The following is a 25,782-nucleotide window of genomic DNA, read 5'->3' as shown; positions in this document are numbered from 1 at the left end:
GTCCCCCTCCCGTTTACTCAATGTTCTGGATCTGCTCACGAATCTTCTCAATTTCGGATTTCAGCTCTACCACCAGCCGGGTGATGGCAACATCCTGACATTTGGAGCCGATGGTGTTGGACTCGCGGTTTAATTCCTGTGTCAGGAAATCCAGCTTACGGCCAATCGGCTCGTCCAACGCAAGGATCTCGCGGTACTGGGCCACATGGCTGTGCAGGCGGACGGTCTCCTCGTCGATTGCCGTTTTAATCGGCGAAGATCGCAGCCTCGGTTACAAGGCGGCCCTCATCAATGCTGCGGTCACCAAGCAGCTCCTGCAGGCGGGCATACAGCTTGTCGCTGTAGGCCTGCACGCGGCCTGCGCTGTTCTCCTCAATCTGGCCGACGAGTGCTTCGATCGTGGTCAGGCGGCCGGAGACATCCGCCTTCATCTTTTCACCTTCCACGGCGCGCATGGCAATGAAGGCGTCCACGGCCTGCTCGGCAACGGCGCGAACATCTTCCCACAGCTCGTCCTCATTTGTGGGGGCGGCAGTCTGGGTCAGGACATCCGGAAAGCGGGACAGCATGCCAACGGAGACATCGTTCTTCAGATCCATCCGCTCTGCCATGGCATTGAGCGCGGCGCGGTAGCCTTCTGCCAGCTGCCAGTTGACGGAGACAACGGTGTCTGCGGCTGTCACGGTCTGGATGGTGAGGCTCAGCTCCACCTTGCCGCGGCTGACCTTGGCAGCGACCAGCTTTTTCAGCCGATCATCCAAAAATGCGCAGGAGCGCGGCAGCCGGGAGGAATACTCAAAAAAGCGCGCATTGACGCTGCGCAGCTCAACCTTGATGTCACGGCCATGCAGCAAAGCCCCTGCGCGGCCGTACCCTGTCATGCTCAAAACCATAACCTACACCTCATAAAACACATATATTGTATATTGTACTATTTTTGGGGGCTGGATGCAAGGCTGGCGGTCGTTTTTTGCAAAATTTCACCTGTTTTTTTGCGTGAGCGCCACAAAAATAAAAAGCCGCCCCCGCGGCAAAGCGGGAGCGGCTGTATAGAAATCAGACGGGATGAGACTTGTTCTCGTAGTCGGCGTGCAGAGCATCGACACCCTGCAGGCGGGCATTGCGCTTCTCAAAGAACTTGGGAGCGACCTGCGGGAACATGGCGTAGGTCAGGACATCCTCCTCCTGAATGGCGTACTTGGAGGCCTCAGCCTTCAGCTTATCCATCTCAGGGGCCAGAGTGTCGGCAAAGCGGCAGGTGATGGGCTCCTCACCCTTCAGGATGAAGTCGCTGAACTCCTTCTTGATGGGCGCAGGGGTCTTGCCGTAATCGCCGTGGACCAAACCCTTGAACTCCTTGGTGACCATCTTGTAACGCTCACCCATGATAACGTTAAAGACAGCCTGTGTGCCAACAATCTGGCTGGTCGGGGTGACCAGCGGCGGATAACCGGCATCCTCACGGACGCGGGGAATTTCCTCCAGAACCTCCTGAAGCTTGTCCTCCTTGCCGGCATCCTTCAGCTGCTTGAGCATGTTGGAGAACATGCCGCCCGGCACCTGATACAGCAGGGTGTTGGCATCGACGCCCAAGGACTTCTGGTTGATCTGACCGTTGGCAATGTATTTCTCGCGCAGCTTGTTGAAGTAAGCGCGGACAACATTCAGCTGGTTCAGGTCAAGACCGGTGTCGTAGTCGGTGCCCTGCAGGGCGGCGACCAGACTCTCGGTGGGCATGTGAGAGGTGCCCAGAGCCAGCGGACTCATGGCGGTATCCACAATGTCGGCACCGGCCTCGATGCCCTTCAGGATAGACATAGAGGCAAGACCGGCGGTGTAGTGGCTGTGGATGTCAACGGGGATCTTGACAGTCTCTTTCAGCTCCTTGACCAGATCATAGCAGGTGTAGGGCTTGAGCAGGCCAGCCATATCCTTGATGCAGATGGAATCAGCACCCATCTCCTCCAGAGTCTTGGCATAGTTGGCAAAGTACTCGTTGTTATGAACAGGGCTCAGTGTATAGCTGATGCAGGCCTGAACATGCGCGCCCTCCTTGTTGGCTGCCTTGATGGCAGTCTGCAGGTTGCGCGGGTCGTTCAGTGCATCGAAGATGCGGATGACATCAATGCCGTTGGCAACGGACTTCTGGACAAAGTACTCGACGGCGTCATCTGCGTAGGGGCGGTAGCCCAGCATGTTCTGGCCGCGGAACAGCATCTGCAGCTTCTGGTGGGGCAGCTCCTTGCGCAGGATGCGCAGGCGCTCCCACGGATCCTCGTCGAGGAAGCGGATGCAGGAGTCGAATGTAGCGCCGCCCCAGCACTCAACGGAGAAATACGGGATCTTGTCCATTTCGGGCAGGATGGGGCGCATTTCATCCATGGTCATACGGGTGGCCAGCAGAGACTGGTGGGCGTCGCGCAGGACGACCTCAGTGATCTTAATGGGTTTCTTAGCCAATGTAATTCACCCGGCCTTTCTATTAGTTCATCGTGATGAGCAGGTCGCCGGAGTTGACAACATCGCCCTTGCGCACATTGACGCTGGCAATGGTGCCGTCCTGCGGTGCGCTGATCTCGTTCTCCATCTTCATGGCCTCGAGGATCAGCAGGGTGTCGCCGGCCTTGACGGAGTCACCGGCCTTGACCTTGACATCCAGAATGTTGCCGGGCATGGGGGCAGTGACGGAGACAGCACCGGCAGCACCGGCGGGGGCGGCAGCAGGTGCAGGAGCAGCGGCGGGAGCCGGGGCGGCTGCGGGGGCAGCAGCAGGTGCGGCAGCGGCAACGGGGGCACCGGTGCCCTCCTCAACGGTGACATTATAAGCAACGCCGTTAACGGTAACGATCAGGTTTTTCATAGAAATGTCCTCCCTATTTCAAGGTTGATGATTACAGGGTGATATTGCCGTGCTTCTTAGCCAGACGCACAGCACGCTTGCCTACCAGCATATCCAGTGCCTGAGCAACGCTTGCGCGGGCGGTGGCAGCATCGGCAACGGCGTCGGCAGAGCCGTTTGCAACAGCGGCATCGGCGCTGCAGACCTCCTTGGTGTAGGCAGCAGCCTTGGCCTTGGTGGCGTTGACGATGTTGTCAGAAGCAAAGATCTCGTCCTTGTACAGGACCGTGACGGCAGCCTCAGGGGCCAGCGGAGCCACGGTGCAGCCCTGCACGGCAACGCGCCAGTCAGCGCAGGCGGCAAAGACGGTGTAGGCGGGGCCGACAGCCTCACCGGCCAGAACAGCGACCTTGACAGTCGTGGCCTCGGCATAGACACCGGCCATACGGGCGGCCTGACGGATGCCGCCGGCCTCATCGTCACCCTCACTGCGGCCGAAGCCCTCGGTATTGACGATGGTCACAACAGGGATGCTGTAGGCATCGCACAGGCGGACAAAACGAGCGGCCTTAGCGGTGCATTTGTGGCACAGAGCCTTCTTCTCGGTGGCGACAATGCCAACGGCGCTGCCGTTGATGGTGGCCAGAGCGGTGACAATGTTCTTGCCGTAACCAGCGTACAGCTCCACAGCGCTGCCTTCGTCAGCCAGTGCGGCGACAGCGTCAGCGGCGGTGTACTTCACAAGGTCGAGAGCCTTGGAGGGAGCGGCAAAGTCGAACAGAGCGGGGCCGGCCAGATTGTTGGCAGGCAGCAGGGCAACGATGGAAGCAGCCTGCTTGGCGGCGGCGACTGCGTCTGCTGCGGTGACGGCGGCGACACCGGCCTTGGCAGCAAATGCGGCAGAGCCGGCGTTGGCAACCTTGTCCTCGGCATTGAACGGAGCGTTCAGGAACAGCTCGGCGTCCTCAGCCATGACGCAGACATCTGCGGAGGCGGCGTTGATGGCGTTGGTGCCTGCACAAGTGCCGGTGACAACGGCAATCTGCGGCACAACACCGGAAACGCGTGCGATCTCAGCGGTCAGGCGGGCGTTAGCGTTGAGCAGTGCAAGGCCGCCCTCCAACTTGGCACCCGTGGAGTCGTAGAAGGTCACGACCGGCGCACCGGTCTCGGCGGCCATCTCCAGCACGCGGATATTCTTCTCAATATCCTGCACGCCGACGGGAGAGCCGTCCTCAAATACGACATAGGCGTTCTGGCCGTTTGCACAGCCGTAAGCAGCACTTACTGCGCCATCGGTAAACAGCGGCGAGTAGGTGCCGTCATCAAAAAATGCTGCAAGGATCTCTGCCTTGCCGGGCTTATTTGCTGCCATACAGGTTCCTCCTATGGTAAAACTGACTGTTTTTTATAAAATTACTTCACAAAAAAACGCCATTTGACTGAATTATACTACGATTTTAATATTTTCACAAGTGGAAGTTTGCATATTTTTAGAATTTTCTGCATTTTTCAGTCGGAATTGCTGCGCTTTTTCAGGGGGCCGGGGCGTTTTGCCGGGGCAGCGGGGCGGGCAGACCCCTTGGCGGTGGATTTCATGGCGGCATTGCGCAGAGCGTTGATCTCACTCTTTTTCAGCTCGCGGTACTCACCGGGCTGCAGCATGCCGAGCTTGACGGGACCCTCGGCGCTGCGGCGCAGGCGCACGACCTGCAGGCCGACTGCGGAGCACATGCGGCGGATCTGGCGGTTGCGGCCCTCATGCAGAGTGATCTCCAACACGCTGCGGCCCGGCTCGTCCACGACGACATGGATGACACAGGGCTGCGTCTTGACGCCGTCATCCAGTACAACGCCGCTGGACATCTCGATGATTTGCTGCTCAGTGGCGCGGGGGTTGACCGTTACGCGGTACAGCTTGCCGACACCGCCGGACGGGTGGGTCAGCATATTGATAAAGGCACCGTCATCGGTCATGAGCAGCAGCCCTTCGCTGTCCTTGTCAAGACGGCCAACGGGGCGCAGCATGGCGGGCACATCGGCCACCAGCTCCATGACGGTCTTGCGGCCGCGGTCATCCGCGCGGGTGGTCAGATAGCCGCGCGGCTTGTGCAGCATGATGTAGGTGTACTGGCGCTTGCGCACGATGCGGACGGTCTTGCCGTCGATCATGACCTTGTCGTAGTCGGGGTCCATCTTGTCCCCCAAGGTGACGGGGTGGCCATTGACCTTGACCTTGCCCGCTGCGATCAGGCGCTCCGCCTCACGGCGGGAGCAGATGCCCTGATCAGCCAGCACTTTTTGCACTCTGTATTCTGCCATTCAATATACTCCTTATTCAGCGGGCTTATCAGCGCCCGGCTTTTCTTTTTTGATCAGTGCGGCGACCTTGTCGACCAACTCCGGCAGGGAGGCAATCACATTGTCCACGGCGGAGACCTTCTCCACCAGCTGGACGGTGCGCACATTGCCGTTGGAGACAACGAGGAACGCGACCGGCGTGACCGAGACGCCTGCGCCGCTGCCGCCGCCGAACATCTGCTTGCTGGAGGCGGGTCCCACATCGGAGCCGCCGGATGCAAAGCCGAAGGTGACGCGGGAAACGGGAATGATGGTGGTATCATCGACATGGATGGGGTCACCGATGATGGTCTCTGAGTTGACCATGTCACGGATCTTCTCGATCGTAACGCCCATCAGGCCCTGAATAGGATGCTCAGCCATGGAAAATTCCTCCTTTTATATAGGGCAACACCGCACAATTCCCGCCTGACGGCTTAAGCGCCGCTCCGGCGGCTGCGGCACGGCATCTGCGTTGCCAAAATGCTCGATAAGACATCCAGTATTATCTGCGCTTTTGGCTTAGCATCTGCCGCACCTCGCTCGCCGTATCGGCACTTAGAATTATGCGGTATTGCCATAGAAACCAACGAATTACGATGTGTGTGCAGGCTGCAGCTGCGGGTCTTTCCACAGGCGGTGCAACAGCCGCAGAAGGAGCCAGAGCAGTACGCCCGCGCAGGATTTGAGTGAAAATGAAATGCTTCGCTCCCCTGCCCGCTGCCCGGTGAAATCAGGCTCCAGCCAAAGGCGGTCGCTCTGCAGCCGGACATGCTGCTGCACAAAGGCCAGCAGATTATTGGCCAGCGCCATCTCTGCGCCGTAAAGTGCAGCGGTCGCAGCGGCTTCATCTGCGTGAACAGTCCAGAAAATATCCAGATGCGTCACACGCAGCGTGCGCAGACACAGCCTGCCAAGCCAGCCAGTGTGGTCCAGCATGCAGCTGGCGAAGGCCATCGGGTCGTCGGACAGAAGCTGCCGGGCTGCGTTGATATGCTCCGAGATGCCGAAGGGCAGTGAACCCTTCGGGGGCGTGCTTTCAGGCTCCGGCGGCGCGGTGTCAGCGCTGCCGGGCTGCGGAGCAGCTGCCGGCTCAGGCGGTGCCTGCGGTGCGGCAGCCTTCGCGGCAGGCGGGGCGCTCGGTTTGCCCGCTGTGGCAGCGGGCCGCATTTCCCCTTCTGTGGCTGCCGGTTTACCTGCGGGCGGTGCGGGGGCGGGCGCAGGCTGCGGCGCTGCAGGGGAATTACCCGCGCCGCCCCGCGGCCAAAGCGTAAATTGCAGCGGCCCGTAATATGCCCTGACCTGCAGGCTGCCGGGGTGGTAGGAAACCCGTATCCCCAGCGGCAGAACGAGCGCGGCGAGCAGGATAACCAGCAGCGCCAGCAGTATCCAGCCAATCAGCCGCAGGATAAACAAGAGAACAGCCATCGGCAATCACTTCCATTCCAGCTGCTCGGCATCGCTGTCGGCTTCGGGAGCGGGCTCTTCCTGCACCTCGCCGTGCAGCGGCGGCAGATCATTGAGGCTGCCCAGCCCAAACACGCGCAAAAAGGTGTCGGTAACTTGAAAGGCAACCGGCTTGCCCGGCAGATCCAGACGGCCGGCCTCCTCGATCAAGCCCTTATCAAGCAGCTTTGTGACGGTGGATGAGGAATCTACGCCGCGGACCTGCTCAATAAAGCTGCGGGACACAGGCTGGTTGTAGGCGATGACGGCCAGTACCTCAAGCGCCGCGGGTGAAAGCGGCGCATTACGGCGGGTGTCGAGAATCCGCTTGACCATTTCGCCGTAATACGGGCGGGTCGTCATCTGCCAACGGTCAGGCTCAAAAAACAGGAGGACCATGCCGCTTTCCTGCTCGTCAAGCCGTTTTTGCAGCTTTTGCAGCAGCTCGGTGGTTTCGTCTGTGTCCAGCCGCAGAGCATCCGCCAGGCGGGCGGTTTCCACCGGCTCCGCATGGGCAAACAGCATGGCTTCCAGAGAGCCAAGCTCCTGTCGTTCTGTCATTGCGTTTTGTCCTTTCTTCTGCGGTGTGTGCGGTCAAGCTGCAGGGCGCCGCTGTCGTCCACCTGAACGCGGCCGGCGCGGATCAGCTCCAGAAGGGCCAAGAAGGTGGCAACATTCGTGCTGCGGCTCTCCTCGCGGCTGAACAGCTCGCCCATCTTCTGCAAACGACCTTTGAGCAGCCCGCGCAGCATATGGGAAACACGGCTTGCAACGGAGACGAAGGGCGCTGTGACCAGCGGCTCAAACTTTTCCTGTGTGGGCTTCCGCTTGCGGGTGCTGCGGCCCATCAGGTTGAACCAGGCCTGCACCAGCCAGTTCGGGTCATGGCGGCGGGTATACTCGGCAGCGCCGACAAGCGGCATCGGCTCGCGCGCTGCGGTGTATAGATCCCGGGCACGGCTGCCCAGTTGGGCGGCAACCTCCTTACAGGCGCTGTACTCGATCAGGCGGCCGGTAAGCTCGGCCTTCATCCGCTCGGCCTCGGGGCTGCGGGGCAGCAGCAGGGCGCTTTTCATCTGTACCAGATGGGCGGCCATATCGATAAACTCGCTGGATACCTCCATCCTGTCCTGCTGCATCTCCCGGATGGCGGCGGTGTACTGCTCGATCAAGGCCATGATGTTGATGTCATAGAGGTTCATCTTATTTTTGCCCACCAGATAGAGCAGCAAATCAAGCGGGCCCTCAAAATCTTCTATCTTGAATGTCAGAATTTCCGGCAAAAAATCAATACCCCCACAACAATTCCACAAAGCCTGTCAGCTGCAGCATCAGCCGCCACATGCCGTTTACAAGCCACGACAGCGGTATATCCAACAGGCCCAAAAATACAAGCGCCAGAACGGTCAGCATAATGTACCGTTCATATTTCATGGCCTTGAAGTAGAGCCTCTGCGGCAGGAACAGCAGCGCGATGCGGCTGCCGTCAAAGGGCGGCACCGGCAGCAGGTTGAAAACGCCGAGACTCAGATTCATGGCAACCATATAATAAAAGAACATCAACAGAGCAGGCAGCGTCTGCCCCAGCCCGCTGTACCAGCAGAGCTTGTACAGGATCATCGACACCCACGCAAGCAGAAAATTGCTGGCCGGCCCGGCAGCGGCGGAAAGCGCCATGCCGAGCTTTGGATTTTTATAATTGTACGGGTTGATCGATACAGGCTTGGCCCAGCCGACACCGCCCACCAGCATGCAGAGCGCACCAAGCGGGTCAAAGTGGTGCATCGGGTTCATCGACAGACGCCCGGCCCGCACGGCGGTATCATCCCCCAGAAGATGGCTGGCCAGTGCATGGGCGGATTCATGAAATGGGATCGCAATCAGCACTACCACGGCACGCAGCAGATACTGCACGATCCGCGCCGGAGACAACAGTCCGTTCAAAAGCCAACACCACCCCATTAAAATTCTTTTCTATTATATCGTAGAAACCGCGGCAAGACAAGCCCCGCAGGGCCGCAAAACACAATATTTAGCGCCGGATTCAGACAAAAACGCAAAATTATGAAAAAAATTGAATTTTTTTCTTCAAAAACTCTTGCATTTTCTGCACATATACGCTATACTGTTAAAGCTATTGAAAAGGAGGTGCAAGCATTATGGCCAAATGTTCTTGCTGTGGCAAGGGTGTCACGTTCGGTATCAAGGTTTCTCACTCTCATCGTCGGAGCAACCGTACCTGGAACCCCAATGTCAAGCGCGTGAAGGCGATCGTGGACGGTTCCCCGAAGTATATCTACGCCTGCACCCGCTGCCTGCGCTCTGGTAAAGTTACCCGCGCGGTCTGATTGGAAGGAAAAAATGCCGGTCACATCGTGTGACCGGCTTTTTCTCTTTTTTATGGAATTTTTAGGAGGTAGACCCATGCTCCCCCATGACCCGATTATGCTGCTGAGCTATGTGAATACCCAGCTGCGCGACCGTGATGCCTCACTGGATGCTTTCTGCGACCGTGAGCAGGCGGACCGGCAGGCGCTTTGTGCGGCGCTTGCAGAGATCGGCTATGAGTACAGCCGTGAACAGAACCGCTTTGTATAAACGGCATATGCGCATCTTTTGAGAGAGGAAGTTGAAGAACCCGATGAACTTTATCTTTGTCAGCCCGCATTTTCCCAACACTTACTGGAATTTTTGCGACCGGCTGCACCGCAACGGTGTCAATGTGCTTGGCATCGGTGATGCACCGTTTGATGAGATTCCCGGTGAGCTAAAGCACTGCCTGACGGAGTATTATCGCGTGGATAATCTGGGCAGCTATGAGGAGATGCTGCGCGCTGTCGCTTACTTCACCTTCCACTACGGCAAAATTGACTGGATTGAGTCGAACAACGAATACTGGCTTGAGATGGATGCCCAGCTGCGCACCGATTTCAATATCAATACCGGTGCCAAGAATGATTTTATCGAGCGCATCAAGTACAAGAGCCGCATGAAGGAAAGCTACCGTGCAGCCGGTGTGCCAGTGGCACGCCACCACATGGTCAGCACTCTCGCGGCGGCCCGGGCGTTTATCAAGGAGGTAGGCTACCCTGTTATCGTCAAGCCGGATAACGGCTGCGGTGCCGAGGCTACCTATAAGCTGAAGAACTTCTCAGAGCTGAAAAAATTCTATGCCGAGCCCCATGCGGTGCAGTACATTATGGAGGAGTATATCAACGGTACGATTGTCAGCTTTGACGGCGTGGCCGACAGCCATTGTGTGCCGCTGTTCTACACCTCCAATGTGTTCCCCACCCCGATGCTGGACATCGTCAGTAAGAACGGCGATTTGAGCTACTGGACGCAGAAAACGGTTCCTGCGGCGCTCAAGGATGTGGGCTTCCGCACGATCAAGGCCTTTGGCGCTAAAAGCCGGTTTTTCCACTGTGAGTTTTTCCAGCTGAACGAGGATAAGCCGGGCCTTGGCAAAAAGGGCGATTATGTGGCACTTGAGGTCAATATGCGTCCGGCAGGCGGTTACACCCCCGATATGATCAACTATGCCAACTCTGTGGACTGCTACCAGATCTGGGCAGACATGGTATGTTATGATGAGGTGCGCAGTCTGGACCTGAATGGCCACAAGTATTTCTGTGTCTACGCTGGCCGCCGCGACTGCCACCAGTACAAGCACACCCACGCCCAGATCCTGGCGCGATACGGCAGCCGGATCAAGATGTGCGGGCGCATCCCGCAGGCATTGCGCCTAGATATGGGCGACCAGATGTATACGGCGGTCGTCCGCTCCACAGCGGAGCGTGATGCGTTCATCCGCTATGTGCAGGAGCAGGCATAAACACTGAAAGCCGGTGCTTTCCCAAATGGGAGGGCACCGGCTTTTTTTGGCATTGCCGCACGGGGCGTGCGGCGCTTGGGCGATTATATTCTGTTGAGCTTTACGCTTTTGTGGTAAACCACCAGCGAGATGGCAGCCGTCAAAAACTCTGTCAGCCAGAAGGCATGCCAGATACCGTCTGCGCCTGCAAAGTGACAAAACAGCCAGGCCAGCGGCATGATGACAACAATGTAGCGGCACAGGGAAATCACCAGAGACTCTATCCCCTTGCCAAGCCCCTCCAGAGCGCCGGAGACAACAACCGAAATCGTGGATACCAGAAAGCCCGTGCAGATGATGCGCAGCGCTGCGGTACCGATGGCAATGGTTTCAACATTAGTGCTGAACAACCCCATCAGCTGCTCCGACAAGACGAGGCATAGCAGCGTGCCGGCGGCCATAATGGCGGCGCACATGGCCATGGCAGTGCGGTAGACCTTTTTGACACGGCCATACTCCCCGGCACCATAGTTATAGCCAATGATGGGGCGAAGCCCCTGCACGATGCCGTTTGCCGGCAGATACAGGAAGGTCTGTAATTTATAATAGATGCCCAGCACAACGATATAGCTCTGTGAATAGACTGCCAACAGAGAATTAAGAAAGGTGATGAGCACCGACGGCAGCGCGAGATTTAAAACGGCGGGCACGCCGATCGAGTAAAGCTGCAGCCCCATTCTGGGGTTGAAATGCAGGCAGCTGCGGCGCAGATGTACGGGAATCGGACGGACAAAATAGATGATGAGATAGAACACCACCTGCATCATCTGACCGATGCCGGTAGCCAGTGCGGCACCGGCAATCCCCATCTCCGGGAAAGGGCCGATGCCGAAGATGAGCAATGGGTCCAGAACAATGTTGCAGACAGAGCCGAGCGACAGCCCTGCCATCGTGATCTTCATGCAGCCTACAGCTTGAAATATCTTTTCAAAAGCCATAGCAGCCATGATGATAACGGAAAAGAGAAACGCGATGCGCGCATAGGTAAGCCCCAGCGCAATAACGGTTTCATCCGTAGTGAAGCTGCGCAGGAAACGCGGTATGACGGCAATACCGGCAACGGAGGCAATGATGCCGTGCAGCAGGGACAGCACCATGCCGTGCGTCGCGGCGGTGTCAGCCTTCTCCTGATTGCCAGCCCCCAGATGCAGTGAAATCAACGCGCTGATGCCGATGCTGAAGCCGATGGCAACGGCGTTGATGAAGTTCTGCACAGGATAGACCAGCGAGAGGGCTGTCATAGCCTCCTCGCTGATGCGGGCCACATACAGGCTGTCCACAATGTTGTACAGCGCACTGACCAGCATGGAAGCGACCATGGGCAATGCCATGCTGGTCAGCAGCGGAAATACAGGTTTTTCTTTCATAAAGGTATCGTTCATACGCGTGCACTCCTTTTTTTGCACAAAAATCGCATAGAAAAAGCCACACAATGACCGGCTTGCACGGGTCATTGTGTGGCGAAAAGTAGTATCGGAACTGTAAAAATCCACACTGTGTTTTAGTAGAAAATAGTATACACAATGCCGCAAAATTTGTCAAGCAACTTGCATAGGGTGGGCAAAAACGGTACAATAAAGGCAATCCATGTACGATGCGGAGGGTGTTTTATGAAAAAGGTTCTGGTTTCCGGTGCGGGCGGCTTTGTGGGGGCGCGTATCATGACCCAACTGGCCGATCGGTATGAGCTGTGCAGCTTTCCGAAAGGAATGCTCGCCGCAGCAAACGAAACAGCAGTACAGGAGCATATCTGCCGAACACAGCCAGATGTGATCCTGCATACAGCGGCGATTTCTGACACGGGCTACAGTGAAAAGCATCCTGAGGAATCCTACCGCGCGAATGTTTTGCTCCCGCTTTGGATGGCACAGGCGGCAAAACGCGTAGAGGCAAAGCTGATATGCTTCAGCTCCGATCAGGTGTACACGGGCCTTAACGAAAACGGGCCGTTTGCAGAGGAACAGCCGCTCTGCCCTGCAAATGTCTATGGGCGCCACAAGTGGGAGGCTGAGCAGCGGGTGCTGTCTGCCCTGCCTGATGCCGTGATGCTGCGTGCGACCTGGATGTATGATCTGCCGGGGTACGGCCTGCCGATACGCGGAAATTTTGTGCTGAACCTGCTCACTGCGGCTATGAGGCAGCAGACGGTGCGATTCTCCTGCCATGACTATCGTGGCATCACCTATGTGCGCGAGGCCGTTGAAAAGCTGACGCAGGTTATGGAGCTGCCGGGAGGTATTTATAATTTCGGCAGCGAAAATGACTGCGATATGTATGAAACGGCGCTGCGCGCCTGCGAACAGCTGAATATCCGCCCTGACATAGAAAAGCAGGATTGGAAGCGCAGTCTGCGAATGGATGGCGGTAAGCTTCGCGCAGCGGCAGGAAGCGGCTTCTCCGATTTACAGACCGGGTTGATGCAGTGCCTGCAGGACTACGGCTTACAGATGTAATAAAAAACACCCGCCGGAGACGCTCCGGCGGGTGTTCTGCTGCTTGCTACAGCCCAATGTTTGGTCCGAGTGGCGAGAGTCGAACTCACGGCCTCTTGAACCCCATTCAAGCGCGCTACCAAACTGCGCTACACCCGGTCGAACCGGGCTGTCTCAAGTCAGCCTAATTATTATAGCGAATCGAGAGCGAAATGTCAACACCTATTTTGAAAAAATATGCAGAACAAAATCAAATCAAAATAAAAAATCGCTGAACCAAAACGGCTCAGCGATTTTGCTGATTGTCACAGCCCAATGTCTGGTCCGAGTGGCGAGAGTCGAACTCACGGCCTCTTGAACCCCATTCAAGCGCGCTACCAAACTGCGCTACACCCGGTCAACCGAGCTGTCTCAAGTCAGCTTAATTATTATAGCGAATCGAGAGTGAAATGTCAACACCTATTTTGAAGAAATATCTAAAAATAAAAACAGCGTATATTCCAACGAATCTACGCTGCTTTTTATGGTGGAGCTGACGGGAGTCGAACCCGTGTCCGAAAAGAAATCGGTTAGAGTATCTCCGGGCGCAGTGTGTTTATTGGATTTCCCTTGGTGCGGGCGAGCACACACGCACTACACCTTGGTAGCTTCATAAATTCATGCCGGGCCGCAAAGCTTAAGCCCGTTCACGTTCAGTACCTAATCGACGCCCTGACCCTATGCGGTACTAACACAGGCAGGACGGTAGCGCCTAATTAGGCAGCTACGGCAACAGGATAATTGTTGTCAGTTAATTTAAGTTGGCGCTTTTATCGTGGGTCACCGCCACGGCCCGCTGCTCACGCCTCTCTCTCCCCGTCGAAACCATTACAGCCCCGCATATTCGGTGGGGTGTCCCCCACCGGGAAAGTGAAGTGAAAACAACCTTATCGCTGCGTTTTCATAGCGCGGTCAATATCGCGCTTGGCATCGCGCGCCGCAGCAGACGCACGCTTGTCATACAGCTTTTTGCCCTTACACAGGCCCAGTTCCAGCTTGACGCGACCTTTTTTGAAATAGAGCGACAGCGGAACCAGCGTGTATCCCTGCAGCTTGATTTGCTGGCTCAGACGGCGGATCTCTGCCTTGTGTGCCAGCAAACGCCGCGGGCGGCGCGGATCTTTATTGAAGATGTTTCCCTGCTCGTAAGGGCTGATGTGAATGCCCTTTGCAATCAGCTCCCCATCGTCAATATCGGCCCAGGAATCCTTCAGGTTTACCCCGCCGGCGCGCAGACTTTTGACCTCGGTGCCGACCAGCTCGATGCCGGTCTCCAACGCCTCGATCACAAAGTACTCATGGCGTACCTCGCGGTTGACGGCAATCATTTTTTTTCCGCTTTTGTCCTCAGCCATGGGTACACCTCCTTTGCACTGGCAGGATACTCATTGTAGCGCACCTGCGCTTAAAAGTCAAGAAAAATTGTGTCACAGCTCGCCGCGGCCTGCCATGGCGCGGTAAAGGGTGGTTTCATCGGCATATTCCAGACTGGAGCCGACAGGCAGGCCGTAGGCAAGGCGGGTCGTTTTGACGCCAAGCGGCTTGATAAGCTTGGCGATATACATGGCGGTGGCTTCCCCCTCGACCGTGGGACTGGTGGCCATAATGACCTCCTTGACGGTGTCATTCAGGCGGGCCAGCAGCTCCTTGATGCAGAGCTGATCGGCACCGATACCGTCCATGGGCGAGATTGCGCCGTGCAGTACATGGTACAGACCATTATACTCATGGGTACGCTCGATGGCCTTGATGTCGCGGGGGGATTCTACCACGCAGATCACGCTGCGGTCCCGCTTTTGGGACGCACAGATCTTGCAGACATCACCTGTGGTGAAGTCCTGACAGATACGGCAGCGGTGCAGATCTTTTTTGGCGTGCTCGATAGCCTGAGCCAGCTCCATCGCCTGTTCCGCAGGCATGGACATGACCTGATAAGCCATCCGCACGGCGCTTTTGCGGCCGATACCGGGAAACCGGGCGAACTGGTCAACCAGATTTTCCAGCGGCTCCGTTTTTTGAAACATGGTGTGCCTCTCAGCCCAGGCCGGGGATGTTCAGACCGCCGGTCATCTTGGACATTTCCTCCTCGGAGTCCTTGTCAACCGCAGAAGAAGCGCTGTTGACAGCAGCTGCGATGAGGTCCTCCAGCATCTCGATATCGTCCGGATCAACAGCCTCAGGCTTGATCTTGACGGCGGTGATCTCGTGCTTGCCGTTCATCGTGACAGTGACCATCTCACCGCTGGCGGTGCCGGTATATTCCTTGGCCTCCAGCTCCTCCTGTTTGGCGCGGATATCATCCTGCATCTTCTGGACCTGACGCATCATGGCGTTGGGATCGGGACGGCCGTAGCCTTTGGGCAGTCTTGCTTTCATAGGTTTTTCCTCCAAATAAATTTACTTGTCAATGATTTTCAGGTCAACGCCCAGCGCCTGCATGGTGTGCAGGGTTTCATCCAGACTGACAGCGGGGCTGCTGTTTTCGGCGGCTTTCGGCTCTTCATAAGGGCCGATGCTGTACTTGGTTTTGGAAACGCGGTAAATCGCTTCCTTCAGCCGCTTGCTGACCTCGCGGTTGCTGCGGATATAATCCCGGAAGGCATCGCTGCATTCAAACAGCACACGCTTTCCGTCACAGTAGGCTTTTGTGCCCCGCAGAAAAGAAATCAGCATGGCATCATTCTCTTCAAGGTCGGACAGCACAGCAGGCCAGAAGCCGAACGGCTCCAGCGGGCCGACAGAACGCGCCGCCTCCGCTTTGCGCGGTGCGGGCTTAGGGACGGCGGGCTGTGCGGCCGGCACAGTCTGTTGGGGCGCGGGTTGTAGCTCGGGCTGCAGGAACGGCGGGTCGTCATCAATGGGCGGCGGCAGATCATCCGGCTCAGCCGAAGCAGCAGACGCAGTGCTTGACTGCGCAACCGGGGGCACGATGGCAGCAGCCGGCTGCACGGGCGGTGCAGATGCAAAGGCCTGCGGTGCTGCGGGGGCCGCGACCTGCTGTACCACAACAGGGGCTGCGGCAGTGATCTCCGGCTGCGTCAGCGAAAAGACAGCCAGCTCCAGTTCGATGCGCTGGTCGGTGCCGCGGCTCATCTTCTCAAGTGCGGAGCCGAAGGCGTTGATGGCGCGGATGGCATCGCCCTGCGGGAAATCCTGGCGCTGATTGTAGGCAGCCTCCTCCTCGGGAGAGATACCGGCCAGCAGTGCCGTGCCGCCCGGCAGGGCGCTGAGCATCAGGTTTCGGTAATGACCGGCAAGCTCTATGCAGAGGCGCCGCATGTCAACACTCTGCTGGCGCAGGGCGGCAATCTTTTCAAGCGCGGCAACCGAATCCCCGGCTGCAATCGCATCACTGATCTCAAACAGGTATCCCCTGTCTGTGACGCCTGCCATACGGCGTACCAGCGCTTCATCTACCTTATTATCCACACCGGCGCAGGTGTCGAGTATAGACAGTGCATCACGCATGGCACCATCGGCCAGGCGGCCAATCAGCTGTGCGGCGTTTTCGTCCAGATCGATTTTTTCCTGCCCGGCTACATAAAGCAGGCGCTTGGCAATGTCATCTGCCGTGATACGGGTGAAATCGTACCGCTGACAGCGGCTCAGGATCGTGACAGGGACCTTCTGAACCTCGGTCGTTGCCAGAATGAAGATGACATGCTCGGGCGGCTCCTCCATCGTTTTCAGCAACGCATTGAAGGCTGCCGTGGAGAGCATGTGGACCTCGTCAATGATATAGACCTTGTACTTGCAGACCGAGGGCAGATACGCCACCTCGTCCCGCAGGTCGCGGATGTCGTCAACGCCGTTGTTGGAGGCAGCGTCCATCTCGATGATGTCCATGACAGCGCCGGAGTCGATACCCTTGCAGATCTCACATTCGCCGCAGGGGTCAGGGCTGGAGGTATCCAGACAGTTGACCGCCTTGGCGAAGATCTTGGCGCAGGTCGTTTTGCCGGTGCCGCGGGTGCCGGTGAACAGATACGCATGGCCGATGCGGCCCGCTGCGATCTGGTTTTGCAGGGCTGTGACGATGGCTGTCTGGCCGACAACATCTGCAAAGCGCTGGGGGCGCCATTTGCGGTATAAGGCGCGGTACATCTGCCCACCTCCCGTTAAGATACAAATAAAGCGGGCAGAGCACGCGGCTGCGCTGCTTTGCGTACAGATGCAGGCTTGACCGCGGCACTGTGCAAGCACCGCTTAATGCTGCTCGGTTCCCCGCCTGACATGGTTCACAGGCTGCCCACGCGCGGGACCTGCATCTGTACGCGAAACAGCGCAATTCAGCCCTGTCCGCTTTTAGTATTATACAATAAGTCCCGGATAAATGCAAGCGTTTTCCGTCAATCTTCCTGCAGGCGCTCCACCATCTTGTAAAGGGACTCAGCACTGTTGAAGTTCTGCGGCATGATCTCAGAGGCGGGGATAGAGATGTCATACGCTTCATTCAGTGCGGAGATGATTTGCAGGATGTCGAAGGAATCGAGAATGCCGTCATCGATCAGCGTGGTGCAGGTCGTGAAATCTACATCCTCCTTGATCTCGCTCAGGATTTCCAGTAATTGTTCCATAATAATGCTCCTTTTTGGTTTACATATCCCCCAACGGGGTGTTGAGGGGGTGAGTTGGTGTGAGGGCGCGGACAAGCTGCGGCGCGCCGTTTTGCCACAGTACGATCTGCGGCAGGTCGCGGCTGAGGAAAAGCCCCAGTCCCTCTGTGACAGAGTAAGCGCCGGCATTTTCAAAGACGAGCAGGTCGCCGGGCTGCAGCCCGGTCAGGGAGATGCTGCGCACCAGAACATCGTTGGTCGTACACAGGCTGCCGCAGAGTGTCCAGTCCTGCTGCGTCCCCTGCTGCGCGGCAAAATGGCGCAGGTGCGGGCGCTTCATTCCCATGATCTGTCCCAGATAGTTCAGGTGGTTCATGCCGCCGTCCACTATGCAGTAATGCTGGCCGTCATGATCCTTGCAGTCCATGGCGGTTGTCAGGTAAAAGCCGCATTCGGCGGTGTAAAAGCGGCCCATCTCAACAGTCAGGTGCGCCCACCCTGCAGCCTCCTGCAGTGCAGGGGCGAGGGCTCTGGCAGGGGCAAGGGTGTCGGTGAAGTCATCGCCGTCAAAGTACGGCACAGGCAGGCCGGGGCCATATTCCAGCTCCGGCAGGCGCAGGCCGAAGGTCTGCTCGATCTCATCATAAAGCGCCTGCAGCATGGTCAGCTCTTTTTGCTGGGAGGTCAGCTTTTTGCGCTGGGTGCCGACAAAATAGTGAATGCCGATAAAGTCAAGATCCGGTGTTTCTGCGCGGTTTTTTAAGGCGGAAAAAAGATCCTGCTTCGACATGCCGAACTGACTGCCGGCGTTCAGCCGCAGCAGCACAGGCAGACGACGGCCCGCCGCGCGGGCAGCCTCCTGCAGATAGCGGACCTGCAAAAGGGATTCTGCGGTGTAGTTTCCGGCACCGTCTGCGACGGCACGGGCAATGTCGGCAGGTGTTTTGTTGACGCCGGAATAGATGACACGCGCATCCGCTGCCTGCAGGCTCTCACATACGGACAGCTCGCCGGGGCTGCATACCTCCAGCCGCGCAGTGACGGCGGACATGGCGGGCAGCAAAAACGGATTGGCCTTGATGGAATAGCAGAGCTTAATGTCCGGGCCGAATACCTCCTGTATAGCGCGCACACGCGCCTGCAGGGCATCTGCATCAAAGACAAAGGTCGGCGTGCCGTAGGCGGCCGCAAGCTGCTGCAAAATGGCATCTGTCATTTTCGGGCTCCTTTTTTGGTCAGTGCGGCCAGTGCCGTGCGGTCGATCTTGCCGTTTTTGTTCATCGGCAGCTCGTCCAGCTGCAGGGCCGTGTTCGGCTGCATAAAGGGCGGCAGGGCTGCTTTGAGCGCGGCCAGCAGGGCCGCTTTTTCGCAGCTGCCGGTATAGAACAGGTGCAGCCGTTGCTTCTCTGCATCAAAGATGCAGCAGGCGCGCGTCACAGCATCGCAGCGCATGGCTGCGGCCTCGATCTCGCCCAGCTCTACGCGATGCCCCATGTGCTTGATCTGAAAATCCTTGCGGCCTATGTAATAGAACTCCCCCGCCGCATCGCAGCGTGCAAGGTCGCCTGTGCGATAGATGCGCTCATACCAGCGGGTGTTCAACGGATTTTGGGTGAAGGCTTGCGCCGTGCGGGCCGGGTCGGCGTAGTAGCCAAGCGCCAGCGCCGTGCCGGAGACACACAACTCCCCTGCCTGGCCGGGTTCGGTGACAAGGCGGTCATTTTCGTCCAATAGAAACACCTTTTCATTGGGGAAGGCGTGTCCGATGGGAAGCACCTCCTCCGGGGCAAAGACACGGTCCGGCAGGATGTAGTAGGTGCAGTTGCAGGTGATCTCAGTAGGGCCGTAGAGGTTTACGAAACGGGCCTGCGGCAGGGCGGCCTTCCATTTGTTGAGATGCTTTATGGGCATGACCTCGCCGCTGAACAACACCTGCCGTATTGCGGTAGGCACGCGGTAGCCGAAACCGTTCATGATCGAGACAAAACACATCGCGCTGACAGCCCAGACCAGCGTTGTGACCGCATGATCTGCCAGATAGTCCATCAGCTTGGTGGGCTGGCTGAAATAGGCACGCGGGATGATCTGCACCTTGGCACCGGTGTATAAGGCGGTGTAGAGATCCTTGACTGAAACATCAAAGTCAAACGGAGCCTGATTGCCGAGAATATCCTGCGCTTTTATGCCAAAGATGGCGGCAAACTGCGGGATAAAGTCCAGCACCGAGCGGTGGCTGACCGTGACCCCCTTGGGAACGCCGGTGCTGCCGCTTGTAAAGTTGATGTACAGCGGGTCTACATCCACAGCCTGCGCACGGCGTGCAGCCAGCAGCGAAGGCTGTACCGCTGCTGTGAGCAGATCCTCCAGCAGGTAAACGCTGCAGGAACAGCCGAGCGCCGCGGCGGCGTCCGCATGGTCGCGGTCAGTGATGAGCAGGCACGGCTGCAGTGTGCTCAGCACCTGCTGTGTGCGAGCGGCAGGCTGGCGGGTGTCCAGCACGGAATAGCAGCAGCCCGCATAGACAGTGCCGAGCATTGCGGCGAAAACCGGCGCGGATTTTTCCAGATAGAACGCGACCGGGCAGCGCGGCGCGGTATGACCGGCCAGAAAGCTGCCGGCGCGGCGGGCGTTTTCTGCCAGCTGCGCCCAGGTGTAGTCCTGCTGCGCATCGCCGACAGCGGCGCCCTCCGGAGTATGGGCTGCGGTAGCTTCAAGCCAATCCAGAATATTGGTCTGCATATAAAATCTCTTTTCTTAGAAGTTTGCGTAAAGGAAACCGGAGGTCTCGGTCACGCAGATGAAGCTGAGGGTGACCAGAAACATTACAAGGTAGTAAAGACCCCAGCGCAGGGCAAGCGGCAGCCGCTGAACCTCTGTATACGGCTCGCGGCCCAGCTCTGCAATCAGGCTGTGAACAAAGACCAGCACAGTGCTGATGGCAACGATGCCCCACGCCGGCCCCGTGACAGCGGCAAAGGCGGCGGGAGCCTCAGCAGTCAGCGCCTCGGGGCGGAAGCTCACAAAGGTGTTGCGCAGATAAGCGGCTCCGAGGGAAAGCCCCAGCCGATCAAAATACCAGCCGATATTAACGATGACGAAGGTCCGCAGGATGCGGAAGATATGCCATGTACGGCTCTCGGTGGGGATATGCAGGGCGGTGTTCATTTTTTTGAAGGCAGGCTCGAGCAGATCGGCAAGGGCGATGACCATACCGTTATACAGGCCCCATACAAGATAATGTGCCTGCGGACCGTGCCAGATGCCGACTACGGCGAACACCAGCAGGTTGGCAACTGCAGCCGGCAAAACACGGCCGAAGTGCTTGCCCCAGTGCCCGGTGGCCCATTTGCCGAATCGCTGCATCGGCTTGGTCAGCGCGAACGGGTAGAACAGATAATCACGCATCCATGCGCCGAGGGAGATATGCCAGCGCCGCCAGAAATCTCCCAGCGAGGTGGAAAAATACGGCTGGCGGAAGTTGGGCATCATCTCAATGTCGAACAGTTGCGCGACACCCAGCACCATGTCGATGCCGCCGGAAAAATCCGCATACTGCTGCAGCGAATAGAGCAGGATCGCCAGCAGTGCCATCGACCCGGCGAGGGTGGGATCGTTCCGGTCAAGGATCGCGGCAATCGTAGGCGCAGTCAGGTTGGCAATGGCATACTTTTTCATCGCACCGAACAGGATCACAAAGAGGGCACGCTTGGTGCGCTCCCACTCCCAAGAATGCGCGGCGGTCAGTTGGGGCTCCATTGCTCCGTACCGGTTGATGGGGCCTTGGATCAGCTGCGGAAAAAATGAAATAAACAGCAGAAAACGGGCGGGGTTCTTTTCAGCCGGGTGGCGGCCGCGGAAGCAGTCAATCAGATAACCAATCGCCTGAAAGGTATAAAAGCTGATGCCGAGCGGCATGACCAGCCCCAGAGCCGAGGGTGCGGTGGCCGCCACCGCACCAGCCAGCAGGCGTACAAAATATGACCAATATTTAAAATAGCCCAGCACCAAAAAATTAGTGACCAGCACAAGCGCAACAACACCCTTTTTGCGGCGCTGCGTCTTGGCTTTGACAGCTTTCTTTTCGTCCTTTGTGATGCCGGGCGCTTTGCGCCGTGCGGCGCAGTCGGCGTCAAGGCGGGCAAGCCAGAGCCCGCCGCCCCAGACGGTCAGTGCGGTAAAAAACAGAAAGAAAATTCCCTGCCAACCGCTTGCCGCAAAAAAGACAAGGCTGATCGCCAGCAGGCAAAGCCACTGGCAGCGGCGCAGCACGGTGTAATACAGCACCAGCCCGACTGTGACGAGAAGGACAAATGCAAATGAGTAAATCTCCACAGTTTTCCTTTCTTTCTGTTAATAATCAACTTGCTGCTCATAGTAGCGTTCAAAAGGAACATCAGAGCCTACAACACGAGCATTAACGCGGAAGGTGTAGGTGCCGTGCTCCGTGACAGGATATTCAGCCCAAGAACGGTCTGTATAATTTGAAAAAGTGTGGTATTCTGTGTCATTAGGACCTTTGACAAGGTATTCATACTCTGCCTGTACACTGGGGCCGTGGTAGCAATTTGCAAGCAGAATAAATTTGTCACTATGCGATTCAATTAGAAAATAAACATTTGTGATATAATTTACCCGGGCTAAATATTCCTGCGGAGTTATAAATAGGGCATTGACATCCGCGCCGCTCTGACGCAACTGCAGAAACTTTGCCATCGACTGGCAGAAGGCTCGTCCGCCAGTTTTGTTCATGTGAGTATGATCGCTATAGTAGGAAAGCTCTTTATTTTTAAATAAAGAATCTTTTGCAAGATTAAAATCATAATAGGTCGCTCCGTGCGCCGCAAAAAAATCGCAGAAGGTCTGGTAGGTCTCAAAGTAATTTTCATAACTGACAATATCCAGTACCGGTTTCGGAGGACAAATTACAATCAAGTCAACATTATGTGTACGACATTGGTCGCAGATTTCAGCAAGCTCGTCATATCTTTTCTGTAAAAAGGTATGCGCAGAAAAATTCCATGTATTTTCAACACCAATGGTATCGAAATCAATCGTTTTATCTGGCGCATTCTGCCGATGGGATACATCGATTTCGCCAACAGAAGAGGCGGCAAAATTAGACTGTAATCGTTCTTTGATGTTTGCTGTCTCTTGTGTGATAGCCGCTTTCCAGTCTTTAGGCCAAGTACCGCTTTGCCAAGGAATAAGTGCGTTAAGTGAGGTGTCCTTGAAAAAGTTTGTTTTGCCTGTCATGTAGCGCAGTAATACGGAGGGAATCTGCGCTACAGGTGCAGTCTCCAGTTTACCATACAGAAAAGCATATTGAGCCTTTGGATAGGGGTCACTTCCCATATTGTAGTAATCCATAACCAAAATTGCGGTTTTGGGATGATGCTCCTGCAATATCGTATCGACTGCAATCTCAGTCATATCCCAGGATTGCATATTAGTTGCAAGACTACAGACGGATAGACCTGTGTTCTGGCTAAGTTCATCCTCTGGCAAGGCACAAGTAGCCAAGGACGAGCCGAAAACAGCCAAGTCGATGTCTGTTTTTTGATAATAGTTGCGCCACATGGCAAGGCTGGATCCATTGTCCGGCGGCATAAAGCAGCAGAGGATCAGATTTAAAAAGACGAAAATCGCCAGAAAAGCGGCGACCTTAGCAGCATGTTTCAAAAGAAAACTCCTGTAAACCACACAAAATAAGGAAAATGTACAAAAGCGCTAAACAAAGCTAGTATACCGCATTTTTACAGAAACTGCAAGGTGTATGGGGCATACCTGCATTTTTTACAACTTATTGCGAAAAAACCGCGTTTCATCAGCAAAACGCGGCGGTGGTATTATCCCAAAAGCTGTTTGGCCAGATCAGCGCTGGCCTTGGCATCTTTGCAGTAGTAATCGGCACCGATGCTGCGGGCGTAGTCCGGTGTAAGAACAGCGCCGCCCACCATGACCTTACAGTCTAATCCGGCGGCGTGCAGCGCCTCAATCGTGGCCTGCATATTGGGGACGGTGGTCGTCATCAGGGCAGACAGACCTACAAGCTTTGCACCCGTCTGTCGCACAGCCTCGACCACGCGCTCGGGGGCGACATCGCGGCCAAGGTCAAGCACATCGTACCCGTAGTTTTCCAGAATAACGCGGACGATGTTTTTGCCGATGTCGTGTACATCGCCCTTGACGGTGGCAATGACGATCTTGCCCTTGCTGCCCTGCGCCTGCCCGGAGGCGGCAATCTTCGCCTTGATGGACTCAAAGGCAGCCTGAGCAGCGGTGGCTGCCTGCAGCAGCTGCGGCAGGAAAACCGTTCCCTTTTCAAAGCCATCCCCCACGGCGTCCAACGCGGGAATCAGAGAGGTGTTTACGACATCGAGCGGCTCCCGCATCGTCAGGGCGGCGTCTGCGGCCGCGCGGGCCTCGGCCTTTAAGCCGCGCCGCACCGCCTCAAACAGTGCATCTCCGCCCGGGGCGGCCGCGCCGACCTCGGCCACGGTGGCGGCGGACTTGCTCGTCTGGGTGGTCTGGATCTGTACATCGGCGTAGGCGGCTACATAGTCGGAGCTTTGCTTGTCCTGACTTGTCAGCACTCGGTAGGCGCGCACGGCGGCCATCATCTCCGGCGTGTTGGGATTCATGATGGCAAGGTCAAGCCCCGCCGCCATGGCCATTGTCAGGAAGGTGGTGTTCAGATAGCCACGGCACGGCAGACCAAAGCTGATGTTGGAAACGCCCAGCACCGTGCGCACACCTAACTCCTTTTTGCAGAGGGTCAGCGCCTCCAGCGTCTGAACGGCACCCTCCTGCTGGGCGCTGGCGGTCAGCGTCAGGCAATCAATGTAAATATCCTCATTCGGGATACCGGCCGCATTGGCGGCAGCGGCAATGCGTTTTGCAATGGCAAAACGCCCTTCGGCGTCAGCCGGGATGCCATGCTCGTCCAGTGCCAGGCCGACAACGGCAGCGCCGTATTTCTTGCATAGGGGTAGGATGGTGTCCAGCGTCTTCTGCTCACCGTTGACCGAGTTGACGATGGGCTTGCCGTTGTAGATGCGCAGCGCGCGGGAAAGAGCCTCCGGATTGGAGGAATCGAGCTGGAGCGGCAGATCCGTGATGGCTTGCAGGTCCTTGACAAGCTGCTCCAGCGTGGCGGCCTCGTCAATACCGGGCAGACCGGCGTTGACATCCAGCACCTGGGCACCGACCTCGGCCTGGGCTACGGCTTGGGCGCAGGGATAGGCGCTGTCACCGTCCCGCAAAGCCTGCTGCAGCCGCTTTTTGCCGGTGGGATTGATGCGCTCTCCCACAACGGTGATGCCGTCCACCTCGACAAAGCGAACCGGCGTACACAGACAACTGCGGCGGATAGGGATCTTGTCAGCAGGAACCAGCGGGGCAAAGGTCTCCCGCAGCTTGGCGATGAAGTCAGGCGTTGTGCCGCAGCAGCCGCCCACCATGGAAACGCCGATCGAGGCATAAGCTTTCATCTCTGCGGCAAATTCCGCGGCATTCAGGTTGTAGCTGCCGTCCGGGTTGGGCAGACCGGCATTGGGCTTGACAAAAACCGGTACACCGGCCGGGACGCTGCGGCAGAGCCGCTGTGCAAACGGCAGGATCTCCTTGGGACCCAGCGAGCAGTTGATGCCCACGGCATCGGCACCGAGACCGGCTGCCGTGACGGCGTAGCTTTCCACCGTACAGCCGGTAAAGGTGCGGCCGCGGCTCTCAAAGCTCATTGAGGTAAAGACCGGAAGGGCACAGTTTTCCTTGGCGGCGAGAATGGCCGCCTTCAATTCATACAGATCGGTCATCGTTTCAAGAAAGACAAGGTCCGCCCCGGCTGCCGCACCGGCACGGATGACCTGCGCAAACTCGGCGTAGGCATCCTCAAAGCGCAGGGTGCCGGCCGGGACCAGCAGCTCGCCCAGAGGGCCGATGTCCAAGGCTACCAGTGCACCGGTTTCTGCGGCGGCGCTGCGCGCACAGGCAATCGAGGCAGAAACGACCTGCTCGACCGTGCAGGGGCAACCTGCAAGCTTTTTGACGTTGGCACCAAAGGTGTTGGCCAGCAGGATGTCCGCGCCGGCGCGGGCGTAATCGGCGTGGATGGCAGTCAGAGTATCCGGCATTTCCAGAGCGGCCAACTCGGGCTTTTGCCCGGGCTGCAGGCCGCGGGTCTGCAGCTGGGTGCCCATGCCGCCGTCCAGAAGGACAAAGCGTTTACGGTCAAATACTTCACGGATCTGCATACGA

24 protein-coding genes, 2 tRNA genes, 2 other RNA genes and 1 pseudogene are annotated in these 25,782 nt (G+C 57.2%); 4 read left to right on the top strand and 25 right to left on the bottom strand.

From position 1 onward, the window contains the following. Positions 1-13 precede the first annotated feature (13 nt). The 10 genes and pseudogenes from OGM67_02945 to OGM67_02900 form a co-directional block, all read right to left on the bottom strand. Positions 14-893: pseudogene (locus OGM67_02945) on the bottom strand (YicC family protein). A 163-nt stretch (positions 894-1,056) separates the two neighbouring features. Continuing rightward, positions 1,057-2,460 (bottom strand): oxaloacetate decarboxylase subunit alpha, encoded by a 1,404-nt coding sequence (locus OGM67_02940; GenBank protein UYJ35307.1) that lies wholly within the window; start codon positions 2,458-2,460, stop codon positions 1,057-1,059. A gap of 22 nt (positions 2,461-2,482) precedes the next feature. After that, on the bottom strand, positions 2,483-2,860 hold the full coding sequence (locus OGM67_02935) for a biotin/lipoyl-binding protein (GenBank protein ID UYJ35306.1): 378 nt from the start codon (positions 2,858-2,860) through the stop codon (positions 2,483-2,485). Positions 2,861-2,891: 31 nt separating this feature from the next. Next, positions 2,892-4,214: a propionyl-CoA carboxylase gene (locus tag OGM67_02930; GenBank protein ID UYJ35305.1), complete on the bottom strand. Its 1,323-nt coding sequence runs from the start codon at positions 4,212-4,214 to the stop codon at positions 2,892-2,894. Positions 4,215-4,351: 137 nt separating this feature from the next. Continuing rightward, positions 4,352-5,161 (bottom strand): rRNA pseudouridine synthase, encoded by an 810-nt coding sequence (locus OGM67_02925; GenBank protein ID UYJ35304.1) that lies wholly within the window; start codon positions 5,159-5,161, stop codon positions 4,352-4,354. A gap of 12 nt (positions 5,162-5,173) precedes the next feature. Continuing rightward, positions 5,174-5,563 (bottom strand): GerW family sporulation protein, encoded by a 390-nt coding sequence (ytfJ, locus tag OGM67_02920; GenBank protein UYJ35303.1) that lies wholly within the window; start codon positions 5,561-5,563, stop codon positions 5,174-5,176. A 210-nt stretch (positions 5,564-5,773) separates the two neighbouring features. Then, entirely contained in the window at positions 5,774-6,607 is an 834-nt protein-coding gene (locus tag OGM67_02915) for a hypothetical protein (GenBank protein UYJ35302.1), read from the bottom strand. A 6-nt stretch (positions 6,608-6,613) separates the two neighbouring features. Next, positions 6,614-7,186, bottom strand: a complete 573-nt coding sequence (scpB, locus tag OGM67_02910) for an SMC-Scp complex subunit ScpB (GenBank protein UYJ35301.1) — start codon at positions 7,184-7,186, stop codon at positions 6,614-6,616. Further along, a complete protein-coding gene (locus OGM67_02905) occupies positions 7,183-7,908 on the bottom strand; it encodes a segregation/condensation protein A (GenBank protein ID UYJ35300.1) in 726 nt (241 codons plus the stop codon). The genes scpB and OGM67_02905 overlap by 4 nt, the downstream gene beginning before the upstream one ends. A gap of 4 nt (positions 7,909-7,912) precedes the next feature. Further along, positions 7,913-8,569: a site-2 protease family protein gene (locus OGM67_02900; protein UYJ35299.1), complete on the bottom strand. Its 657-nt coding sequence runs from the start codon at positions 8,567-8,569 to the stop codon at positions 7,913-7,915. Between the two features lie 215 nt (positions 8,570-8,784). Between OGM67_02900 and rpmB the strand changes: the two genes are divergently transcribed. The 3 genes from rpmB (at position 8,785) to OGM67_02885 (ending at position 10,460) form a co-directional block, all read left to right on the top strand. Then, positions 8,785-8,973, top strand: coding sequence for a 50S ribosomal protein L28 (gene rpmB / locus OGM67_02895; protein ID UYJ35298.1), 189 nt, complete (start codon positions 8,785-8,787; stop codon positions 8,971-8,973). Between the two features lie 76 nt (positions 8,974-9,049). Next, positions 9,050-9,223 carry a DUF4250 domain-containing protein gene (locus OGM67_02890; GenBank protein ID UYJ35297.1) on the top strand — a complete coding sequence of 58 codons (174 nt, stop codon included), beginning with the start codon at positions 9,050-9,052 and terminating at the stop codon, positions 9,221-9,223. A gap of 43 nt (positions 9,224-9,266) precedes the next feature. Continuing rightward, entirely contained in the window at positions 9,267-10,460 is a 1,194-nt protein-coding gene (locus OGM67_02885; protein ID UYJ35296.1) for an ATP-grasp domain-containing protein, read from the top strand. Between the two features lie 83 nt (positions 10,461-10,543). On the opposite strand, the gene OGM67_02880 is transcribed toward OGM67_02885, so the two are convergent. After that, complete coding sequence (locus tag OGM67_02880) at positions 10,544-11,881, bottom strand: MATE family efflux transporter (GenBank protein ID UYJ35295.1); 1,338 nt, start codon at positions 11,879-11,881, stop codon at positions 10,544-10,546. A 228-nt stretch (positions 11,882-12,109) separates the two neighbouring features. Here OGM67_02880 and OGM67_02875 point away from each other — a divergent pair, with 228 nt between their 5' ends. Then, complete coding sequence (locus tag OGM67_02875) at positions 12,110-12,952, top strand: sugar nucleotide-binding protein (GenBank protein ID UYJ35294.1); 843 nt, start codon at positions 12,110-12,112, stop codon at positions 12,950-12,952. 61 nt (positions 12,953-13,013) lie between these two features. On the opposite strand, the gene OGM67_02870 is transcribed toward OGM67_02875, so the two are convergent. From OGM67_02870 to OGM67_02805, 14 genes are all read right to left on the bottom strand, one after another. Beyond that, positions 13,014-13,090, bottom strand: a tRNA-Pro gene (locus OGM67_02870). Between the two features lie 161 nt (positions 13,091-13,251). After that, positions 13,252-13,328: transfer RNA gene (locus tag OGM67_02865), tRNA-Pro, on the bottom strand. A gap of 127 nt (positions 13,329-13,455) precedes the next feature. Then, positions 13,456-13,808: a transfer-messenger RNA gene (gene ssrA, locus OGM67_02860) on the bottom strand. Between the two features lie 49 nt (positions 13,809-13,857). After that, the gene (gene smpB, locus OGM67_02855; GenBank protein UYJ35293.1) at positions 13,858-14,325 is read right to left on the bottom strand and encodes an SsrA-binding protein SmpB; all 468 of its coding nucleotides are present in this window, start codon (positions 14,323-14,325) and stop codon (positions 13,858-13,860) included. Between the two features lie 72 nt (positions 14,326-14,397). Then, positions 14,398-14,994: a recombination mediator RecR gene (gene recR / locus OGM67_02850; GenBank protein ID UYJ35292.1), complete on the bottom strand. Its 597-nt coding sequence runs from the start codon at positions 14,992-14,994 to the stop codon at positions 14,398-14,400. Positions 14,995-15,004: 10 nt separating this feature from the next. After that, positions 15,005-15,346 (bottom strand): YbaB/EbfC family nucleoid-associated protein, encoded by a 342-nt coding sequence (locus tag OGM67_02845; GenBank protein ID UYJ35291.1) that lies wholly within the window; start codon positions 15,344-15,346, stop codon positions 15,005-15,007. A 21-nt stretch (positions 15,347-15,367) separates the two neighbouring features. Next, positions 15,368-17,074, bottom strand: a complete 1,707-nt coding sequence (gene dnaX / locus OGM67_02840; GenBank protein ID UYJ35290.1) for a DNA polymerase III subunit gamma/tau — start codon at positions 17,072-17,074, stop codon at positions 15,368-15,370. 64 nt (positions 17,075-17,138) lie between these two features. Beyond that, positions 17,139-17,238: signal recognition particle sRNA small type (gene ffs / locus OGM67_02835), an RNA gene on the bottom strand. A gap of 81 nt (positions 17,239-17,319) precedes the next feature. Continuing rightward, a complete protein-coding gene (locus OGM67_02830; protein UYJ35289.1) occupies positions 17,320-17,547 on the bottom strand; it encodes an acyl carrier protein in 228 nt (75 codons plus the stop codon). A gap of 19 nt (positions 17,548-17,566) precedes the next feature. Continuing rightward, complete coding sequence (locus OGM67_02825) at positions 17,567-18,742, bottom strand: alanine racemase (GenBank protein UYJ35288.1); 1,176 nt, start codon at positions 18,740-18,742, stop codon at positions 17,567-17,569. Then, on the bottom strand, positions 18,739-20,265 hold the full coding sequence (locus OGM67_02820; GenBank protein UYJ35287.1) for an amino acid adenylation domain-containing protein: 1,527 nt from the start codon (positions 20,263-20,265) through the stop codon (positions 18,739-18,741). The genes OGM67_02825 and OGM67_02820 overlap by 4 nt, the downstream gene beginning before the upstream one ends. A 15-nt stretch (positions 20,266-20,280) precedes the next feature. Next, on the bottom strand, positions 20,281-21,858 hold the full coding sequence (locus OGM67_02815) for an MBOAT family protein (protein ID UYJ35286.1): 1,578 nt from the start codon (positions 21,856-21,858) through the stop codon (positions 20,281-20,283). Between the two features lie 18 nt (positions 21,859-21,876). Continuing rightward, positions 21,877-23,205, bottom strand: a complete 1,329-nt coding sequence (locus OGM67_02810) for a hypothetical protein (GenBank protein ID UYJ35285.1) — start codon at positions 23,203-23,205, stop codon at positions 21,877-21,879. A 167-nt stretch (positions 23,206-23,372) separates the two neighbouring features. After that, positions 23,373-25,778, bottom strand: a complete 2,406-nt coding sequence (locus OGM67_02805; GenBank protein UYJ35284.1) for a homocysteine S-methyltransferase family protein — start codon at positions 25,776-25,778, stop codon at positions 23,373-23,375. Between the last annotated feature and the right edge of the window lie 4 nt (positions 25,779-25,782).

The organism is Oscillospiraceae bacterium (genome assembly GCA_025757985.1).
Lineage (GTDB): Bacteria > Bacillota > Clostridia > Oscillospirales > Ruminococcaceae > Gemmiger.
Note: the sequence above shows the minus strand (reverse complement) of the source record. Positions and strands in the feature narration are given on the sequence as shown.

Excerpts from the sequence above, each read along its gene's own strand:
- OGM67_02825 (UYJ35288.1), bottom strand. The coding sequence starts at position 18,742 with ATGACAGATGCCATTTTGCAGCAGCTTGCGGCCGCCTACGGCACGCCG.
- recR (UYJ35292.1), bottom strand. The coding sequence starts at position 14,994 with ATGTTTCAAAAAACGGAGCCGCTGGAAAATCTGGTTGACCAGTTCGCC.
- OGM67_02915 (UYJ35302.1), bottom strand. The coding sequence starts at position 6,607 with ATGGCTGTTCTCTTGTTTATCCTGCGGCTGATTGGCTGGATACTGCTG.
- OGM67_02935 (UYJ35306.1), bottom strand. The coding sequence starts at position 2,860 with ATGAAAAACCTGATCGTTACCGTTAACGGCGTTGCTTATAATGTCACC.
- OGM67_02805 (UYJ35284.1), bottom strand. The coding sequence starts at position 25,778 with ATGCAGATCCGTGAAGTATTTGACCGTAAACGCTTTGTCCTTCTGGAC.
- OGM67_02925 (UYJ35304.1), bottom strand. The coding sequence starts at position 5,161 with ATGGCAGAATACAGAGTGCAAAAAGTGCTGGCTGATCAGGGCATCTGC.
- OGM67_02875 (UYJ35294.1), top strand. The coding sequence starts at position 12,110 with ATGAAAAAGGTTCTGGTTTCCGGTGCGGGCGGCTTTGTGGGGGCGCGT.
- OGM67_02820 (UYJ35287.1), bottom strand. The coding sequence starts at position 20,265 with ATGCAGACCAATATTCTGGATTGGCTTGAAGCTACCGCAGCCCATACT.
- scpB (UYJ35301.1), bottom strand. The coding sequence starts at position 7,186 with ATGACAGAACGACAGGAGCTTGGCTCTCTGGAAGCCATGCTGTTTGCC.
- OGM67_02880 (UYJ35295.1), bottom strand. The coding sequence starts at position 11,881 with ATGAACGATACCTTTATGAAAGAAAAACCTGTATTTCCGCTGCTGACC.
- smpB (UYJ35293.1), bottom strand. The coding sequence starts at position 14,325 with ATGGCTGAGGACAAAAGCGGAAAAAAAATGATTGCCGTCAACCGCGAG.
- dnaX (UYJ35290.1), bottom strand. The coding sequence starts at position 17,074 with ATGTACCGCGCCTTATACCGCAAATGGCGCCCCCAGCGCTTTGCAGAT.
- OGM67_02830 (UYJ35289.1), bottom strand. The coding sequence starts at position 17,547 with ATGGAACAATTACTGGAAATCCTGAGCGAGATCAAGGAGGATGTAGAT.
- OGM67_02845 (UYJ35291.1), bottom strand. The coding sequence starts at position 15,346 with ATGAAAGCAAGACTGCCCAAAGGCTACGGCCGTCCCGATCCCAACGCC.
- OGM67_02885 (UYJ35296.1), top strand. The coding sequence starts at position 9,267 with ATGAACTTTATCTTTGTCAGCCCGCATTTTCCCAACACTTACTGGAAT.
- ytfJ (UYJ35303.1), bottom strand. The coding sequence starts at position 5,563 with ATGGCTGAGCATCCTATTCAGGGCCTGATGGGCGTTACGATCGAGAAG.
- OGM67_02890 (UYJ35297.1), top strand. The coding sequence starts at position 9,050 with ATGCTCCCCCATGACCCGATTATGCTGCTGAGCTATGTGAATACCCAG.
- OGM67_02930 (UYJ35305.1), bottom strand. The coding sequence starts at position 4,214 with ATGGCAGCAAATAAGCCCGGCAAGGCAGAGATCCTTGCAGCATTTTTT.
- rpmB (UYJ35298.1), top strand. The coding sequence starts at position 8,785 with ATGGCCAAATGTTCTTGCTGTGGCAAGGGTGTCACGTTCGGTATCAAG.